14 protein-coding genes are annotated in these 17,903 nt (G+C 67.3%); 7 read left to right on the plus strand and 7 right to left on the minus strand.

Features of this window, described 5'->3' with window-relative positions:
• Positions 1-66: 66 nt before the first annotated feature.
• Both C3E79_RS04700 and C3E79_RS04705 read right to left on the minus strand, forming a co-directional pair.
• Positions 67-1,485 (minus strand): YkvI family membrane protein, encoded by a 1,419-nt coding sequence (locus tag C3E79_RS04700; protein ID WP_108403873.1) that lies wholly within the window; start codon positions 1,483-1,485, stop codon positions 67-69.
• An 82-nt stretch (positions 1,486-1,567) separates the two neighbouring features.
• On the minus strand, positions 1,568-2,635 hold the full coding sequence (locus tag C3E79_RS04705; protein WP_108403874.1) for a glutathione S-transferase C-terminal domain-containing protein: 1,068 nt from the start codon (positions 2,633-2,635) through the stop codon (positions 1,568-1,570).
• A gap of 105 nt (positions 2,636-2,740) precedes the next feature.
• Between C3E79_RS04705 and C3E79_RS04710 the strand changes: the two genes are divergently transcribed.
• Complete coding sequence (locus tag C3E79_RS04710; RefSeq protein ID WP_108403875.1) at positions 2,741-3,580, plus strand: DoxX family protein; 840 nt, start codon at positions 2,741-2,743, stop codon at positions 3,578-3,580.
• Here C3E79_RS04710 and C3E79_RS04715 read toward each other — a convergent pair.
• Genes C3E79_RS04715 through C3E79_RS04730 form a run of 4 tightly spaced genes read right to left on the minus strand, consistent with a single transcriptional unit; the run spans position 3,577 to position 8,761 of the window.
• Entirely contained in the window at positions 3,577-4,833 is a 1,257-nt protein-coding gene (locus C3E79_RS04715; RefSeq protein WP_235840688.1) for a glycosyltransferase 87 family protein, read from the minus strand. The genes C3E79_RS04710 and C3E79_RS04715 overlap by 4 nt on opposite strands.
• A gap of 10 nt (positions 4,834-4,843) precedes the next feature.
• Positions 4,844-6,682 (minus strand): dihydroxy-acid dehydratase, encoded by a 1,839-nt coding sequence (gene ilvD / locus C3E79_RS04720; RefSeq protein WP_108403876.1) that lies wholly within the window; start codon positions 6,680-6,682, stop codon positions 4,844-4,846.
• A gap of 12 nt (positions 6,683-6,694) precedes the next feature.
• Entirely contained in the window at positions 6,695-7,216 is a 522-nt protein-coding gene (locus C3E79_RS04725; RefSeq protein ID WP_108403877.1) for a PH domain-containing protein, read from the minus strand.
• Positions 7,217-7,225: 9 nt separating this feature from the next.
• Positions 7,226-8,761 (minus strand): mechanosensitive ion channel family protein, encoded by a 1,536-nt coding sequence (locus tag C3E79_RS04730; RefSeq protein WP_108403878.1) that lies wholly within the window; start codon positions 8,759-8,761, stop codon positions 7,226-7,228.
• A 261-nt stretch (positions 8,762-9,022) separates the two neighbouring features.
• Between C3E79_RS04730 and C3E79_RS04735 the strand changes: the two genes are divergently transcribed.
• The 3 genes from C3E79_RS04735 (at position 9,023) to ilvC (ending at position 12,481) form a co-directional block, all read left to right on the plus strand.
• Positions 9,023-10,885 carry an acetolactate synthase large subunit gene (locus tag C3E79_RS04735; RefSeq protein ID WP_108403879.1) on the plus strand — a complete coding sequence of 621 codons (1,863 nt, stop codon included), beginning with the start codon at positions 9,023-9,025 and terminating at the stop codon, positions 10,883-10,885.
• A 2-nt stretch (positions 10,886-10,887) separates the two neighbouring features.
• Positions 10,888-11,403 (plus strand): acetolactate synthase small subunit, encoded by a 516-nt coding sequence (gene ilvN / locus C3E79_RS04740; RefSeq protein ID WP_108403880.1) that lies wholly within the window; start codon positions 10,888-10,890, stop codon positions 11,401-11,403.
• A gap of 64 nt (positions 11,404-11,467) precedes the next feature.
• Positions 11,468-12,481 carry a ketol-acid reductoisomerase gene (ilvC, locus tag C3E79_RS04745; RefSeq protein ID WP_108403881.1) on the plus strand — a complete coding sequence of 338 codons (1,014 nt, stop codon included), beginning with the start codon at positions 11,468-11,470 and terminating at the stop codon, positions 12,479-12,481.
• A 194-nt stretch (positions 12,482-12,675) separates the two neighbouring features.
• On the opposite strand, the gene C3E79_RS04750 is transcribed toward ilvC, so the two are convergent.
• Positions 12,676-13,230, minus strand: a complete 555-nt coding sequence (locus tag C3E79_RS04750; RefSeq protein WP_108403882.1) for a hypothetical protein — start codon at positions 13,228-13,230, stop codon at positions 12,676-12,678.
• A 311-nt stretch (positions 13,231-13,541) separates the two neighbouring features.
• Here C3E79_RS04750 and C3E79_RS04755 point away from each other — a divergent pair, with 311 nt between their 5' ends.
• From C3E79_RS04755 to serA, 3 genes are all read left to right on the plus strand, one after another.
• Positions 13,542-15,323, plus strand: a complete 1,782-nt coding sequence (locus C3E79_RS04755) for a DUF262 domain-containing protein (RefSeq protein ID WP_108403883.1) — start codon at positions 13,542-13,544, stop codon at positions 15,321-15,323.
• 8 nt (positions 15,324-15,331) lie between these two features.
• Positions 15,332-16,192 carry a hypothetical protein gene (locus tag C3E79_RS04760; protein WP_235840689.1) on the plus strand — a complete coding sequence of 287 codons (861 nt, stop codon included), beginning with the start codon at positions 15,332-15,334 and terminating at the stop codon, positions 16,190-16,192.
• Positions 16,193-16,309: 117 nt separating this feature from the next.
• Positions 16,310-17,893: a phosphoglycerate dehydrogenase gene (gene serA / locus C3E79_RS04765; RefSeq protein ID WP_108403884.1), complete on the plus strand. Its 1,584-nt coding sequence runs from the start codon at positions 16,310-16,312 to the stop codon at positions 17,891-17,893.
• Positions 17,894-17,903: the final 10 nt, after the last annotated feature.

Consider the following 17,903-nt stretch of genomic DNA (forward strand, 5'->3'; position numbering starts at 1 on the left):
GGGTACGCGAAGATTAAGGTTTTTCGAATGCGTACCCGAGGGTAGCAAAACGTCGACACGTGGCCCTCATTTGCCGCTGTCCGCCTCGCCGGGCTTGACGGCGCGGAAGCTGCCGGTCTGGTAGAGGGAATCGTAGGCCTCCCAATCCACCGGGGCCTCCTTCGTGGAGGTGGGCGCCCCGCTGTAGTCGTCGGAGTCGGGATCGAGGTCGGGCATGTCGTGCAGGGAGAACTCGCTGTCAGGGTCGGCGTCGAGTTCGGCGGCAACGTCTTCTTGCACGGTCTGCCACAGGTTCGCATCGTCGACGTTGGACTGGTTGAGGAGCTTCTCCACCTCTTTGCGCTGCTTCGGCCCGAGTGTGGAATGCGTTGGGTCCAGGGCGTCGCCCGCGAGCGCGGCGAGTCGTTCGCGTCGCCGCGTCTCTTGCTGGATGGCTGCGCGGTCGCGGACCCAGGCGAGCAGCATGACGATGATGAGCGCCATGCCGAGGTAGCCGATGACGGGGTAGACCCAGCTGACGAGGTCCGCGAAGCCGATGAAGGACAGCGCGAAGCCGATGAGCACGACCGTGAAGTAGATGGGGCGGAAGCGCTGCGGCTTGCTGGCGGAGAGCCGGCGGGCCATGCCGTAGAACATGCCGACGGCGGTGTTGTAGATCATGAGGTAGATGATGAGCGCGACCACGACCCCGACGGCGGGGTGCATGTTGTCAAAAACCATGAGCAGCGGCAGGTCGGCACCGAAGACGCCCTCCATGTTGGCGAAGATGATAAAGGCGAGGATGACCAGCAAGAACGCGAAGATCATCCCGCCGATCAACCCGCCAGTGCCCGCCTCCCTGGGGTTGAGTTCGGTACCGGCGATGACGAGGATCATGGACACGCCGACGATGATGTTGAGTGAGGCGTAGTTCACCGCGGAGAGAAACCAGTTGCCGAACAAGCCCGCCGCCGGCTCGTTGCGCATGGCCAGCTCGTTGAGCGAGCTGAGGTTATCCGGCATGTTGACGATGGTGACCATGAGCGCGCCGATGACGGCGATGATGAGCAGCGGGGTGATGGCCGAGATGACGCCTGTGAGCTTGTCGACGTCGAGGAAGCCCGAGGCGATGAGCGCGAGCGTCATGATGACGGCGCCGACCCAGGTGGGGAAGCCGAATTGTTGCTCGAGGTTGGATCCGGCTCCCGCGACCATGACGAAGCCGATGGAGAAGAGGGTGAACATCGTGGCGATGTCCATGAACCCGGCGACGATGGGGCGGGAGACGGATGTGAACACGGCGCTGTGGTCGTCCGCAAGGTAGTAAGACCCCTGCTGGAACAGCGTCGCGCCCAGGATGATCATGATCAGCCCGGCGACGATGGTTCCAACTATGCCCCAGTACCCGTAGGAGAGGAAGTATTGGATGGTCTCTTGGCCAGAGGCGAAGCCGGCGCCGACGAGCAGGCCGACGAAGGCGAGGGCAAGTTTGATGGCTTTTTTCATGCGCTTTCCCGCTATTAAGGTGTGAACAATTGGACTATCTTCTAATCAACCAATAATAGCGAAGCCTCTCGCCCCCGCCTGCTTACGGCAGCGCCAGCTGGAACGGCTCCGGGTTTTTAACCTCCTCGCCGGCCAGCACCGGGCCGGGCGCGGTGACCCCTGCGGCGAACGGCGAGCCGCCGAAGCGGTCGCGGTCGTGCGGCTCGGCGATCCAGGACAGATCGGGGCCGACCGGGACGACACCGGTGGGGTTGACCTCTTCGTGGGTGATGTAATAGTGCTGCTTGATCTCGGTGAAGTCGGTCGTATCGCCGAAACCGGGCAGCCCGAAGAGCTCCTGGGTGTAGCCGCGGAGGTTGGGCAGCTCCGCGATCTTGTGGCGAGAGGCCTTGAAGTGCGCGTAATAGACCGGATCGAAGCGCACCAGGGTGGGGTAGAGGTAGACGTCGGCAAGCGTGACGTGCTCGCCGACGAGGAAGCGCTGCCGGCCGAGCCGCTCCTCGAGCCAATTGAGCCCGTCCCACAGCTCGCGGTAGGCCCCTTCGTAGGCCTCCTGGCTGCCGGCGAACCCGCACCTGTAGACGCCGTTATTGACCTGCTTGTAGACGCGGTCGGCCACCTCGTCGATCTCGTCGCGGAGATTCTCCGGGTAGAGGTCGGGCGCGCCGTCGCGGTGGTAGTCGGACCACTCGTTGTTGAAGTCCACGGGGATCTGGCGGAACCAGTTGGTCACCACCTGCTTCGAGTCCACCTCGACGATCGCCGGGACGGTGATGCCCTTGGGGTAGCCCGGGAACCGGTTGTCGTAGGCCTCCTTGAGCCGGTGCAGGCCCGTCGCGGGGTCCCGCTCATCCGGGTCGAGGTCGAAGACCCAGGAGTCGGCGTCGTGGGTCGGCCCGGCGAGGCCGAGCGAGATCGCGCCTTCCAGGCCAAGCAGCCGGCGGGCGATGACGGTGCGGTGCGCCCAGGGGCACGCCCGGGCGGCCATGAGGCGGTATCGCCCCGGCACGACCGGCCACAGCTCAGCCTCGCCGTCGCTAGCGCGAGCGGTGTCGCGCACGATGCGGTCGTGGATGTAGGTGGTATCGCGCACGTACGCCCCGTCGGGCGAGGCGTTGCGCGGGGGTGTCTTCCAATCCTTTTTGTCCATGGCACCCAGTGTGTGCCACATCAGGTGACAAGTCAACAAAGTTTTCGTGAGGCGCGCCGGGGGCAATCACGCTCGAGCGCGCCGGCCTGCAATACTTTCGAGGCTATGACGAATATAAACCCGCGCAACCACCGCGACGTCACGGCAGACGACCTCACCGGCCTCGACGGCGTTCCCACCTACACGGGCCAGGCGGGCGGCTCGAACATCTACGAGCGCACCGGCAAGGCCGCGCCGACGGAGGTCTTCCCCCGTTCCACACCCGGCAGCACAGGCAGCACCGGGACCGCCGCTGGCACGGCAGACGAGGCGACGGGGCGCTACCCGGCTCCGGCGCCCGCTCCCGTCGAAGCGTTCGACCCGACCAGCGCCGATGCCGCTCCGGATCCCGTGCCAGCCGGACCGGCGACCGCCGTCGAGCCGCGGGCCCGCCGCGGCACGATCGACCTCGGCCTGCTCATCCTCCGCCTCGTCCTCGGCGGCTACCTTGCGTTCCACGCCACCGCGACGTTTTTCCGCCTCGGTGCCTCCGACGGCGTGACGGGGCTGGAAAACGCCTTTAGCGGCTACGCCTTCGGCGATGCCCTCGCTGTCGTCGTGCCCACGCTTGAGCTCGCAGCCGGCGTTTTTATCGTCCTCGGCCTCGTCACCCCGGCTGCGGCCATGGTGGCCATCGCTGTGACGGGCTTCTACGCCGCGCACTCGGCCGCGGCCTCCGGCGCGGGAATCAACGCGCTGATGTGGGACGCAAACGTCTGGCTTCCCGTCGTGCTCCTCGGCCTTGCACTGGCGCAGCAGTTTACAGGCCCCGGTTTCTACGCCGTCGACGCCGGGCGCGGCTGGGCGCGGCGCCCGCTGGCCTCCTCCTGGATCTTCGCGGTGCTTGGCATTGCGGCGGCCGGGCTGATGTGGTGGTTCGGTACCGGCATCAACCCCTTTGCCTAAGCGGCTGGCGCAACCCGCGCGCCCTGGTTCTCTTTTTCGTCCACGCGGCGCAGAGCGAGTGCCCACGCAGCGAGGAGGGCGAAGCCGAGCCAGACGAAATCATCTACCAACACCTTCTGCCAGAGCGTCAGCGCGTAGACGTCGATCTCGTCGCCGAACCACCACTTCGGCGGCACCGTCAGCGTGAGCGCGGCGGTCATCGCCGCCACCGCGGTGAGCGCCGCGGGCCACCTCAGCACCGTCGCGCAGCGCCACGCCGCCACGGGCAGGATGAGGGCAAGCCAGACCCAGTGGTGCGACCACGAGACGGGGGAGATGAGCAGCATGATTACGGCGTTGACCAAGGTGGCGTCGACAAGCATGCCCCTCCGCATGAGCGCGACCATGAGCCATGCGCCGAGCACTACCGTGGCCACCGAGGCCGCAATCCAGATGCCTCCCGCCAGCGCCGAGTGCGCCGCGAGAGACTCCGGGCTGGGGAAAAACCGCATCACCGCGCCCTTGATTGAGCTGTTCGACTGATAGGTCGTGTCCACCCCGAACTCCGATTTCGTGCCCATGTTGAGCAGCGTGGTGCCGAAATATTCCGCAGTGGCGTCAAAGCGCACCACCGCGGCGAGCGCGGTGGCGACGAGGCCGGCAACGCCGGCCGCGACAATTGCGCGGAAGTCACGGCGCAGGAGGAAGAACAACAGCATCGCCAGCGGGGTGATCTTGATGGCGGCGGCGATGCCGATAAGGCTGCCCTGGGGCAAAAACCGCTTCCGCGGCACCACGTCGAGCACGACGAGGGCCATGATGACCACGTTGATCTGGCCGTAGAGCGCGTTGGAGCGCACCGGCTCCAGCCACACCCCAACCGCCCACGCGGCGAGCACCACGGCGGCGAGCCAGGGGCCGCCGAGGCGCCCCCGCGTCACAGCCCGCAGCACGACGTACACGCAGGCAAGCAGCAATGCCGAGGAGAGCACGATGACGGCGTTGCCCGCGGCGTCATCAGACAGCCAGCTCGCCAGCGCAAGCGGCGTGAGCACGAGCGCGCCGAAGGGCGGGTAGATGAAGGGGAGCGCGACATCGGCCGCGTACATCGGCTCCGAGTAGAGAGGGCGGCCCGCGAGGAAAGCGCGGGCCCCCTCGCGGTAGATGATGGTGTCGATGGGGAAGTCGGTGCCGCGGATGAGCAGCCAGGTGGCCACGCACCCGAAAACGGCGCCGAGGGCGGCGACGAGACGGGACAGGTGCTTCGAACTCACCCGCTCGAGCCTAATCCACGACCCGGACAGCACCCTTATCGGCGGAGGTGGCCATCTTCGCGTAGGCGCGCAGCGCCTTGGTCACCTCGCGGGTGCGGTTCGGGGTCCACGGGTGCTCGGAGGCCTCCATGGCGGCGCGGCGCTTGGCCAGCACCTCCTCGTCAACGTCAAGCTTGAGCTCGCGGTTGGACACGGAAATCGAGATCGTATCGCCGTTTTCGATCAGCCCGATGAGGCCGCCGTGCGCGGCCTCGGGGGAGATGTGGCCGATGGAGAGACCGGAGGTGCCGCCGGAGAATCGGCCGTCTGTAATCAGCGCGCACTTCTTGCCCAGCCCGGCACCCTTGAGAAAGGAGGTCGGGTGGAGCATTTCCTGCATGCCGGGCCCGCCCGCGGGGCCTTCGTAGCGGATCACCACAACCTCGCCCTCTTGCACCTCCCGGGCGAGGATCATGGAGACGGCCTGCTCCTGCGAATCGACGACGTGGGCGGGGCCGCTAAACTCCCACAGGCCCTCCTCCACGCCTGCGGTTTTTAAGATCGCTCCATCGGGGGCGAGGTTGCCGCGCAGCACGACGAGGCCGCCGTCGGAGGTAAACGGGTGCTCGACGTCGTGGATGACACCGTTGGCGGCATCGGTATCGAGGCTGTCCCACCGGGCGGACTGGGAGAACGGCGTGGTCGTGCGCGTGCCCCCGGGGGCGGCGTGGTAGAGCTCGATGGCTTCCGGCAGCGGGCTGTCGGAACGGATATCCCAATCGCTCAGCCACGCGTCGAGGCTGGGGTAGGCCACCGAGTGGACGTTCTTGTGCAGCAGGCCGGCGCGGTTGAGCTCGCCCAGGATAGCCGGGATGCCCCCGGCGCGGTGGACGTCTTCGACGTGGGCCTCCCCGTTCGGTGCCACCTTGGACAGGCAGGGGATGGTGTGGGAGAGGTCGTCGATGTCGGTGAGGTCGAAGTCGACCTCGCCCTCCTGGGCGGCGGCGAGGATGTGCAAGATGGTGTTCGTCGACCCGCCCATGGCCATATCGAGAGCCATGGCGTTGCGGAAGGCCTCGACAGAGGCGATGGAGCGCGGTAGGACGGATTCGTCGCCCTCGCCGTAGTAGCGCGTGCACATCTCTACGATGGTGCGGCCGGCCTTGACAAACAGCTCGCGGCGCGCCGTGTGGGTGGCCAGCGTCGTGCCGTTGCCCGGCAGCGAGAGCCCGAGCGCCTCGGTGAGGCAGTTCATCGAGTTGGCGGTAAACATCCCGGAGCACGACCCGCAGGTCGGGCACGCGTTGTTCGCCACTTCCTCGAGCTCGGCATCGGAGACCGCGTCATTGGCGGAGAGCGAAATGGCGTCGATGAGGTCCGACTTCGGCTTGGTCACCCCGCCGACGGAGAAGGCCTTGCCGGCCTCCATCGGGCCGCCGGAGACGAAGACCGCGGGGATGTTGAGCCGCATCGCCGCATTGAGCATGCCCGGGGTGATCTTGTCGCAGTTGGAGATGCAGACCATGGCGTCGACCGTGTGGGCGTTGACCATGTATTCCACGGAATCGGAGATGATTTCGCGCGAAGGCAGGGAGTAGAGCATGCCGGAGTGCCCCATGGCGATGCCGTCGTCGACGGCGATGGTGTTGAATTCCTTGGGCACGCCGCCAGCCGCGCGGACGGCCTCGGCGACGATGTCGCCGACGTCTTTGAGGTGGACGTGGCCGGGAACGAACTGCGTGTAGGAGTTGACGATGGCGACGATCGGCTTGCCAAACTCGCTCTCCCCGGTGCCGGTGGCGCGCCACAGGGCACGCGCCCCGGCGGCCTGCCGGCCGACAGTGGTGACTCGTGAACGAAGCGGAATCATGGTTGTTACTCCTTAAATTTTGGTGCTCCCTGCCGGGCGGGGGCCGTAGAGGTCGGGGTGCACGCGCACGTAGGCGTCGTACTCATCGCGGGTGAGCAGGACCTTGTGCCCGGCGCGGTCGATGATTTCGTATTTGCCATCGGCGGCCTCGGCGCTTTGCGTGATGACGTCGGTGATGGCCCCGCCCGAGGCTTCGGAGAGCTCGGGGATGGTGTTAAACGTTACACCGGGTAGCGGGTAGGTGGAGCCGTCCTTGGTCGTTGCGAGGGCGCGTGCACCCTGAAAGGCGATGCCTGCGAGCTCGCCCCACGCAAGCGAGGCGTTGCGTCGCATCAGGTAGCGGGTCTCGATGCCGCGGGAGGAGACGGTGGTGGACGAAGAGAGCACCCACGCCAGGTAGGCAGCGGGAAAGAGCAGGATCCAGCCGAGTACGAGCGGGGCCCAGGCGATGCCGATCAGGGCGATCGCCGTCATGAGCACGATCGCGAGGATGTGCTCGCGGGTGGGGCGAAAGACCTGGGGCGAATCAGTCATGGCTACATGCTAGCCAAGCGGGTTCGCGGGCTGCGAAGCGGGAGCGCCGACCGGCGGCGCGCTATCGGCATGGGCAGGGGGCACGCTTGGCGACGCCCCACCGGCCTCCCCGGTGCCCGACTGCGGCGCCGGTGCCGTGGAGCCCTCCGGGGCAGGGTTCGGCGGCGTTGCTTGCGGGGCCTGGCTGGAGGGTTGTGCGGGGACGGTCGGTGGGGTTGTCTCCGCCGGCACTGCGGTGGAGGAGGGCGTGTCGGCGGGCACGGTGTCTGTCACAGAGTCTGCGCCGGTAGTCGGTGTGGCGTGTGTTGTCGGCGTGGCGGGCTCCGTCGAGGCTGGTGGCGGGGCGAGCACGCCCCGGTTGTCGGCGCCGGCGGGGTCGAGGGTGAGCCCGCGGGCAAGCAGCAGGATGAGGAAGGCGGCGAGGAGGAGGGCCGTCGACAAGCGAATCCTGCCCCCGAAAGCCATGCGCGGCAGCTTCTCCTCGGCCCCGCTATCGCCCGTCAGTGTCTCGGTCGCCGGGTCCTCCTCCGCCTCGCCCGCGGCGGCGGGCGCGGTCACGGCCTGTGTTTCTGAACCTGCCGCTGAATCCATCTCTGAGTCCTCGGCAGGCAGCTCGAGGGGGTCCATGTACTCGGTCGGCGGGAAGCCGTCGAGCTTCTCGCTTTCGTCGACGACGTGGGCGATGCGGGTGCCCTCGATCGTGGTGGCAGAGCCGTATTCCTCCCAGAATTCGTTGAGGATGGCCACGCGGATGGCGCGCTCGACCATCCACTGGGACAGCGGCTCGACGCGGACGACGAAGCGCATGTCGACGGTCCACGGCATCCCCACGGTGGCCGGCGGGTTGATCTCAACGGCGGGGTGGACCGCAAGCTCGTCGCGCACGTTCACGCAGATCTCGGGGCGGGCCAGCGCCCGGCGCGCGGCTGCCTCCGAGCGTGCGATCGCCTCGTCAGCGGAATCGGAGCCGAGCAGCGGCACGGGGACAACGACGACGGCGGAAGACCAGTAGTTTGACTGGTTGATGCAGATGCGCGCGGTGGAGTTGGGGATGCTGATGGTCGACTGCTGCATCGTGCGGATCTGGGTGGCGCGCATCGTGATCTGGATGACGTCACCGGAGACGTCGATACCGTTGCCCTGGAAGGTGACGAAGTCGCCGACGCCGTACTGCTTTTCAGAGAGGATGAAAAAGCCGGCGAGGAAGTCGGCGATGATGCTCTGTGCGCCGAAGCCGATGGCGGCGGAGACCACGGTGGCGGGGATGGCGGCGCCGGCGAGGGAGAAGCCGAGCTGCTGCAGGAAGAAGACGAGGATGAGGAAGTAAGCAATCGCCTGGGCGATGTAGATGCCCACGCCGGCGATGGCGAGGTGGGACTTGCTCTCGCCGGAGTCGGGCAGCTCCGCGGCGCGGCGCTCCGCGATGCGGTTGGCGAAGCGCCCCGCGCGCGGCACGAGCAGCGCGAGGAGGATCAAAAGTGCGAGGTTGATGCCGGTGTTGGCGAACCAGCGCCACAACCCGACGGCGATGTACTCAAAAGGCATAGTGCTTTCCTAGGGTAGCGCTTCGTTGACGCTAGGTAGCTGTGTATGATGAGAGACCATGATCACGACTCGGCGAGTAGTAGGGATTAGCGTACGGCGCTTGCCGTAGCGGCTCTGACCTTAACCCTCAGTCCCCGTCACCAAGCGCCCTCGACAGCACCCGCGTGCTGCTCCGAGGGCTTTTGTTATCTGATCTGCACCTTCCACGCCCTCACACACCACTCATCAGAGATACCAGAGATCCTAAGGAGCTATTTTCACGTGGCAGCTTCCATAAAGCCCTCGAAGAAGGCCCCGAAAACCCCTGAAGCGCCCGCGCCCGAGCGTATGACCGGCGCGGACGCGGTTGTCCGCAGCCTGGAGGCTCTCGGCACCGACATCGTCTTCGGCCTGCCCGGCGGGGCGGTCCTCCCGCTCTACGAGTCCTTGTTCGCGGCCCACACGCTGCGCCACGTTCTCGTGCGCCATGAGCAGGGCGCCGGGCATGCGGCGACGGGCTACGCGCAGGCCACGGGCAAGGTCGGCGTGTGCATCGCCACCTCCGGCCCGGGCGCGACGAACCTGGTGACTCCTTTGGCCGATGCCTACTTGGACTCCGTTCCCATCCTCGCCATCACCGGCCAGGTGGGATCGCCGTTGATCGGCACCGACGCGTTCCAGGAGGCCGATATCCGCGGCATTACGATGCCGATTACGAAGCACAATATGATGGTGCGCTCGGCCGCGGACATCCCGGCGGCGATCGCGGGAGCATTCCATATCGCCTCGACCGGCAGGCCGGGGCCCGTGCTCGTGGACATTCCGAAGGACGTCCAAAACGAAGAGCTCGACTTTAGCTGGCCGCCCGTGGTGGACCTCCCCGGCTACAAGCCCAACACCAAGCCCCACTCGCGCCAGATTGTGCAGGCGGCGAAGCTCATCGCCACCTCGAAGCGGCCCGTGTTCTACATCGGCGGGGGCGTGATTAAGGCTGGGGCCCACGAGGAGCTGCTTGCGCTTGCGGAGGAAACCGGGGTGCCCGTCGTCACCACCCTGATGGCTCTTGGCGCGTTCCCCCAGTCGCACCCGCTCTACATGGGCATGCCCGGCATGCACGGCTCCGTGCCTGCGGTCGGCGCACTGCAGGAGGCCGACCTGCTCATCGCCGTGGGCACGCGTTTCGACGACCGCGTCACCGGGGACACCGAGACCTTCGCGCCCCTCGCGAAGACCATCCACGCCGATATCGATCCCGCCGAGGTGGGCAAGATCCGCGAGGTGGATGTCCCCATCGTCGGCGATGCCAGGCGGGTGCTCTCCCAGCTTCTCGACGTCTTCAAGGAAGGCAAGGCCAACGCGCCGAAGATCGGCGCGTGGATCGAGCGGCTCAACGAGCTCAAGGAGCGCTTCCCGCGCGGGTATGACCCGCAGTCCGATGGATCGCTCTCCCCGCAGTTCGTCATCGAGACCCTCGCCTCGCAGGTCGGAACCGATGCGATCTACGTCGCGGGCGTGGGCCAGCACCAGATGTGGTCGGCGCAGTTCCTCAACTTTGACAAGCCCCGCACGTGGCTGAACTCGGGCGGGCTGGGGACCATGGGCTACGCCATCCCGGCGGCGCTCGGCGCGAAGGCGGGCTGCCCCGACAAGGAGGTCTGGGCGATCGACGGTGACGGCTGCTTCCAGATGACGAACCAGGAGCTCACCACCGCCGCGATGGAGGGCTTCCCCTTCAAAGTGGCCCTGATTAACAACGGCAACCTCGGCATGGTGCGGCAGTGGCAGACGCTGTTCTACGACGGCCACTATTCGCACACCAAGCTCGGCGGCGAGGTCTACGTGCCCGACTTTGTCAAGCTCTCCGAGGCGCTCGGCGCCGAGGCGATCCGGGTAACCTCCGAGGACGAGGTCATCCCGGCGATCCGCCGGGCGCGAGAGATCAACGACCGCCCGGTTGTCATCGAGTTCATCGTTGGGGAAGACGCGCAGGTCTGGCCGATGATTTCGGCCGGCGCTTCGAACTCGGATATCCAGTACGCACTCAACATCCGGCCGTTCTTCGAGCAGGAGGAGTCCGTGGGCACCGCGCCGGAGGACATCGATGACGTTGTAGAGCTAGGCAGCGAGCAGGAGAAGGGAAACTGATCATGAACCGAGACGAGACCACAAGAAACATCCTCTCCGTCCTCGTGCAAGACGTCGACGGCATCATCACCCGCGTCACCGCGCTGTTTACCCGCCGCGGCTACAACCTGGTGTCCTTGGTCTCCGCGAAGACAGAGACGGAGGGCATCAACCGTCTCACTATCGTCGTCGACGCCAGCGAGTACCACATCGAGCAGATCACCAAGCAGCTGCACAAGCTCGTCCAGGTGCTCAAGGTCTTGCGGCTTGACGACGACAACACGATCGCGCGGTCGCTGATGCTGGTGAAGGTCAACGCCAATAACACCAACCGGCCGCAGGTCGTCGACGCGGCCAACATCTTCCGCGCCCGCGTCGTCGACGTGGCCCCGGAATCCGTCGTCATCGAGGCCACCGGCACGCCGTCGAAGCTCCGGGCGTTCCTCGACGTGATGGAGACCTTCGGCATCCGCGAGCTTGTGCGCTACGGCCAGGTGGCGCTGGGCCGCGGCCCGAAGTCCATGTCGACGTCGAAGTAGCGCGGTCTTGTGGCATAATGTGAAACGTCTATCTCACATACTAAGAAAGGTGCGTGGTTAACCCATGGCAATCGAAGTCTTCTACGACAAGGACGCCGACCTGAGCCTCATCCAGGGCAAGAAGGTCGCCGTGATCGGCTACGGCTCGCAGGGCCACGCCCACGCCCAGAACCTCCGCGAGTCCGGAGTCGAGGTCGTCGTCGGCCTGCGCGAGGGCTCCAAGTCCGTGGAGAAGGCGAAGGAGGCCGGCTTCGAGGTCAAGTCTAACGCCGAGGCTGCGGCCTGGGCCGACGTGATCATGCTGCTCGCCCCGGATACCTCCCAGGCCGAGATCTTCACCAACGACATCGAGCCGAACCTCAAGGACGGCGACGCACTGTTCTTCGGACACGGCCTCAACATCCACTTCAAGCTCATCGAGCCGGCTGAGAACATCACCGTCGCGATGGTCGCGCCGAAGGGGCCGGGCCACCTGGTGCGCCGCACCTTCGCCGACGGCAAGGGCGTTCCCTGCCTCATCGCGGTTGAGCAGGACCCGAACGGCAACGGCCAGGACCTCGCGCTGTCGTACGCAGCCGCGATCGGTGGCGCCCGCGCCGGCGTCATCCCGACGACCTTCGAGGCCGAGACCGTCACCGACCTCTTCGGTGAGCAGGCCGTGCTCTGCGGCGGGCTGGAGACGCTCATCATGAACGGTTTCGAGGTGCTCACCGAGGCCGGCTACGAGCCGGAGATGGCCTACTTCGAGTGCCTCCACGAAATGAAGCTCATCGTCGACCTCATCTACGAAGGCGGCATTGCCAACATGAACTACTCCGTCTCCGACACCGCGGAGTTCGGCGGCTACCTCTCCGGCCCGCGCGTGGTCGACGAAGGCGCAAAGGAGCGCATGCGCGAGGTGCTCAAGGACATCCAGTCCGGCGAGTTCACCCGCCGCCTCGTGGCCAACATCGACAACGGGAACACCGAGCTGGAGGGCCTGCGCGCGAAGGTTGCGGAGCACCCGATTGAAAAGACCGGCGCCCAGCTGCGCGACATGATGAGCTGGGTGAAGAACCCGCTGAGCGAAACCGCGTAATTACCGTGGGGCACGCTTAAATTCAGCGAACCAGCCCCGCGCGCTCGATGCATCATCCGTCGAGCGCGCGGGGCCTTTTCCTGCCTGGACGCTCCCACAAACCCCGCCTTGCACGCGGGGGCCGGGGCCCTGCGGCATGAAAAACCCCGCCTCGCCGTAAGCGGCGGGGGCGGGGTAGGGGGGGCGTGCGCGGACTAGTTGGTCGGCACAGCGTTCTGAACGGCGTCGCCGACCTTGTTGGCGGCCTCGCCAGCACCCTCGGTCGCGCCCTGGACGGCGTCGCCGGCCTTGTTGGCGGCCTCGCCGGCGCGCTCGGTTGCACCCTGGACGGCGTCGCCAGCACCCTCGGTTGCGCTCTGTGCCGCGCCCTCGGCACCGCCCTGGGCGCCCTCGGTCTCGGTCACGTCGACGGTCTCGGTGGCCACAATGGAGGTCGAGGTCTCACCCGTGGTGCCCTCGTTGTCCTTGTTGCCGGCGAAGATCGAGTAGAGCAGCCAGCCGATGAGCAGCAGCGCGAGCAGGCCCAGCAGCCACTTCCACCAGCCGCCGCCCTGGTTCTCGGCCACGGCGGTCGAACCAGCGGTCGTCGTCGGGGTGCCGGTGGCCTTCGTGGTGTCGACGGTGGGCCCTGCGTTGGTGGCGGGGACCTTCGCGTCGTCGCGGACGCCCTCGACTCGGTGGCTAACCTCTTCGTTGTTGAGGTTGTTGAGCTTGTTCAGGTCCTTGGGATCATGGTTGTTGTTCGTCATTGTGTCGATCCTTTCGCTTAAGAGGTCTAATGCGTAGGGCACCCACGCGGTCGCGCGGCGCTCACGCGCTCCCGGCTGGTTAGCCGGAGGCGTACATCCACGTTAACAAAAAATGACTAAACCATGCGCTTACGTTTGTATAACGATGTCCTAATCGTGAAAAACAGGCAGCTCAAGAGGGGTGACGGGGGATTGGCCGCTCGGCGTCATCGGTCAGGAGGAGGGGGGAATCGGGGACGCGCCGGTCGCCTGTACCGCGGGCGCGCCGCTGTGTCGCGCGCGATACCGGCGGATTCCTTAGAGTATGGGGCATGGGCTTTACCACGCCGAGCTACTCGCTGACTGACCTGTTCTCCCGCGCGGGCCGCGGCGAGCTGCAGCTGCCTGACTTCCAGCACGACGTCGTCTTCGACGTCGACCGCGTGCGCTCGCTGGTCACTACGGTGCTGCGCGGCTACCCCGTCGGCGCCTTCCTCGCCCTCGATACCCGCAACGTCGCGCCCCGGTTCGCGTCGCGGCCCATCAACGGGGTCGCGGGCTCGCTCGCGGAGCCCGGGCTGTTGCTTCTCGACGGCCAGCAGCGCCTCACCGCCCTCTACCAGGCCTTCGGGGGTGACGGCACCGGCGACGGGGGAGTGGAGACGTTCGACCTGATGGGCCGCCGCATTGTGCGGCGCTTCTTCGTCGATATCCGCCGCGCCGTCTCTGCCGACCCGATGCCCGTCGAGGCGGTCTTCGCCGTCGACGAGAAGGGGGCGGTGCGCTCCCACTTCGGCCCGGAAATCCCCGGCGGGATCGCGGGCACGGACGACATGATTGCCCACGGCGTCATTCCTGTCTCGCTGTTGCTCCACGCCCGCGGCAGCGAGTTGCTCTTTGACATCGCGGCGGCAACAGCAAACCCCGAGGTGCGCGGCGCAGCGGCGGCTTTCCACGCCCGGGTGGCCAGCCAGCTGAACGCCTATTCCATCCCGGTCATGCGCATCGAGCGCGACACGCCGCTGACCGGGATCGGCCAGATCTTCGCGCACGTGAACTCGGCGGGCGTCAAGATGGATGTCTTCGATCTGCTCACGGCCGCCTTTACCCTGGAGGACCCGGAGTTTTCTCTCCCGGCGCACTGGCAGGGCGTGGAGCGGCAGCTGCGCAGCCACCCGGCCCTCGAGGGGATCGGGCGCATTGAGTTCTTGCGTGCGGTATCGCTGTTCGTCACCGCCGGGCAAGGGACGGCGAGCGGGCACCGCGGGGACATCTTGAGCCTTACCGTGGCCGATTACGTGGCCGCCGCCGACGAGGTGGTCGAAGGCTTCGCCGCTGCGGCGCGGTTCCTCTCCGAGCGTTTCATGTTCCACGCCAACCAGGTGCCCTACACCGCGCAGATCGTCTCCCTGGCGGTCGTGCTCGCGCGCCTCGGTGGGCAGCAGGGCGCGAGTGAGGGCGGCGGGGTCGACGGGGAGTCGCAAAGCGCGCGCGATCGGCTCAACCGGTGGTTTTGGTCGGGCGTGTTCGGCGAGCTCTACGGAGCGCACTCGCCGATGATTCGGGCCGCGAGCGACGTCGACGAGGTCACCCCGTGGGTGCGGGGCGAGACAGATCAGCTCCCGCGCACCGTGGCGGACGCGCGGTGTGAGCGCCAGCGCATTGCCACGGCGGGGCCCGAATCGGGGGTCTACCGCGCCCTCGGTGCACTCCTCATGGCGCGCGGCGCCCGGGATTGGCGCACCGGTATGCCCTTTACCAGCGACACCATTGCGGAGCTCGAGCCCTCGCTGGAGCTGGTTTTCCCGCCGGAGGTGTGCCGCGCTCAAGGGGTCGACCCGGCGCTGTTGCGCTCGGCGGTGGGCCGCACCCCGATGGGCATTCGCACGCGTCTCATCATCGAATCGACCGAGCCGCGGCGCTACCTGCCGAGGCTGCAGTCCAAGAGCCTGCTTGACGACGCCGAGTTTGACGCCGTGATCCGCGGCCACGACATCGCACCGGAGCACCTCCTGGCCTCCGACGCGGCGGCGTTTTTCGCGGACCGCCTCGACCGGCTCGTCGCGCTGGTGGAGCACGCGATGGGCACACGCGTGGCCGCTGACGAGGCGTGACGGCGCGCATGACGTGGGGCATGTGGCGCGGGGTCATCGCGCTGGCAGCCGCAGCCGCGCTGGCCTCCTGCTCGGTCAACCCGCTCGCCGGGCCCGCCTCGCCGCTTGATAGCGCGCGGGCGCGCAACCAGTCGCGGCACGTCTCCGAGCGCTTCGAGGACCACCCGGTCGTGATTGATGACCCGTCCGGGGTGGAGACCTCAAGGCTGTTTTTCTCCGCCTCGGAGACGGTGGTGGTCACCGACGGCACGGTGGAGGCGCAGCTGCGCGGGGCCTCAGTCGCGGTAACGGCGCACGCCCCCATGATCTCCTATAGCCCGCAGCGGCACGTCGAGGTCATCCGCGAAATCGAGCGGCTCAAGGCGCACACCGTGCTTACGGTCGGCCAGGTCGCGCTCGCCCCGACCACCGGCGCGCTGCGCCTCCAGCGCGACCCCGGCGGGCTGGAGGCCCTGCATACGATGACGAGCCTGCGCTTCGACATCCGAGACGTCCCCGGCTCGGGTGACCCGGGCGCCGCCGTGAGCGCGGTGGCCGGCCTGCCGGGGGACCCGCCGACGTGGCTGCGTACACCGGACGCCCCGGCGATCATGCCTGGGGCAGCGGCACGCCCCTTCCCGTTGCAGTCGCGCAGGGATGCGGATATGGCCCCCGTGGTCGTCGCCACGCGCGAGAGCTCGCTTGCGTCCGTGACCAACGCACGCAGCTTCGGGGCCTCCGTCGAGGTGTTAGACGAGCCTGATCCGCGCCGCTCGGATGGCGCGCTCTACGCCATGGCCGGGCTTGCCGATGGCGCGCTCATCGCCCTGGGGCCGCAGTTTGGTTCCGCCGCGGAGCTCACGCGCAACATCATGCAGGCGGAAGAATAATATTAATACCGCGGTGTATCGCCCCGCGCGCCGGAGCGGGTAGGATGGGCGGAAATCCGGCCACCCGGGCTTAGACATACACATCGCATTCACTGCATACCCTAGGAGACCCCACCCGTGACTAAACCAGTCGTGCTCATCGCAGACAAGCTCGCACCCTCCACCGTAGACGCCCTCGGCGACGCCGTGGAGGTTCGCTGGGTCGACGGCCCGAACCGCACCGAGCTCCTCGCGGCCGTCCCCGAGGCCGACGCGCTGCTCGTCCGCTCCGCCACCACGGTCGACCGCGAGGTCATCGAGGCCGCGCCGAAGCTGCGCATCATCGGCCGCGCCGGTGTGGGGCTCGACAACGTCGACATCGACGCCGCCACGGAGCGCGGCGTCATGGTGGCCAACGCCCCGACCTCGAACATCCACTCCGCCTGCGAGCACGCCATCGCGCTGCTGCTCGCCACCGCGCGCCAGATCCCCGCGGCGGATAAGACCCTGCGCGACGCCGAGTGGAAGCGCTCGGCCTTTAAGGGCGTCGAGGTCTTTGGCAAGACCGTCGGCATCGTTGGCTTCGGCCACATCGGCCAGCTCTTCGCGCAGCGCCTCAAAGCGTTCGAGACCACGATTATCGCCTACGACCCCTACGCCAACCCGGCACGCGCCGCCCAGCTCGGCGTCGAGCTCGTTGAGCTCGAGGAGCTCATGGCAAAGTCCGACTTCGTCACCATCCACCTGCCGAAGACCAAGGAGACCGCGGGGATGTTCAACGCGGACCTGCTGGCCAAGGCGAAGGAGGGCCAGATCATCATCAACGCCGCCCGCGGCGGGCTCGTCGACGAGCAGGCGCTCCACGACGCCATCCTCGCCGGCCGCATCCGCGGAGCCGGGTTCGACGTCTACGCCTCCGAGCCGTGTACGGACTCCCCGCTTTTCGCGCTCGACCAGGTCGTGGTCACCCCCCACCTGGGCGCCTCGACGATCGAGGCCCAGGATCGCGCCGGCACGGACGTGGCCGATTCCGTGCTCAAGGCTCTGCGCGGCGAGTTCGTCGCGGACGCCGTGAACATCACAGGCGGGCGGGTAGGGGAGGAGGTTGCCGCCTGGCTCGATCTCGCGCGCAAGCTTGGCCTACTTGCGGGCAAGCTTCTCGACGCCGCCCCGGCCTCCCTGCGCGTCACCGCGCGCGGCGAGCTCTCGACCGAAGACGTTGACACCCTCGGGCTCTCCGCGGTGCGCGGACTGTTCTCCGGCATCATTTCCGAGCCCGTCACCTTCGTCAACGCGCCGTCGATCGCCGCGTCCCGCGGCGTGGAATACACCGTAGATACACACAGCGAGGCACGCAGCCACCGCAGCGCCTTGGAGGTCCAGGTCGTCTCCGCCACGGGCGAGACCTCCACCGTCACCGGCGCGCTCACCGGCCTGGAGCGGGTGGAGAAGATCGTCAACATCAACGGCCGCGGCCTTGACATGCGCGCGGAGGGGCGCAACCTGTTCCTGCGCTACACCGACGCGCCGGGTGCGCTGGGCAAGGTCGGCAGCCAGCTTGGTAACGCCGGGATCAACATCGAGGCAGCCGCGATGACGCAGACGTCGAAGGGCGACGGGGCAGTGCTCATCCTGCGCGTCGAGCGCGAGGTGGGCGAGGAGCTCGAGGCCGCGATCGCCGAGTCGATCGGTGCCTCCTCGATCCAGATCGACCTGAGCTAGGAGCGCCCGC

This window comes from Corynebacterium liangguodongii (genome assembly GCF_003070865.1).
GTDB lineage: Bacteria > Actinomycetota > Actinomycetes > Mycobacteriales > Mycobacteriaceae > Corynebacterium > Corynebacterium liangguodongii.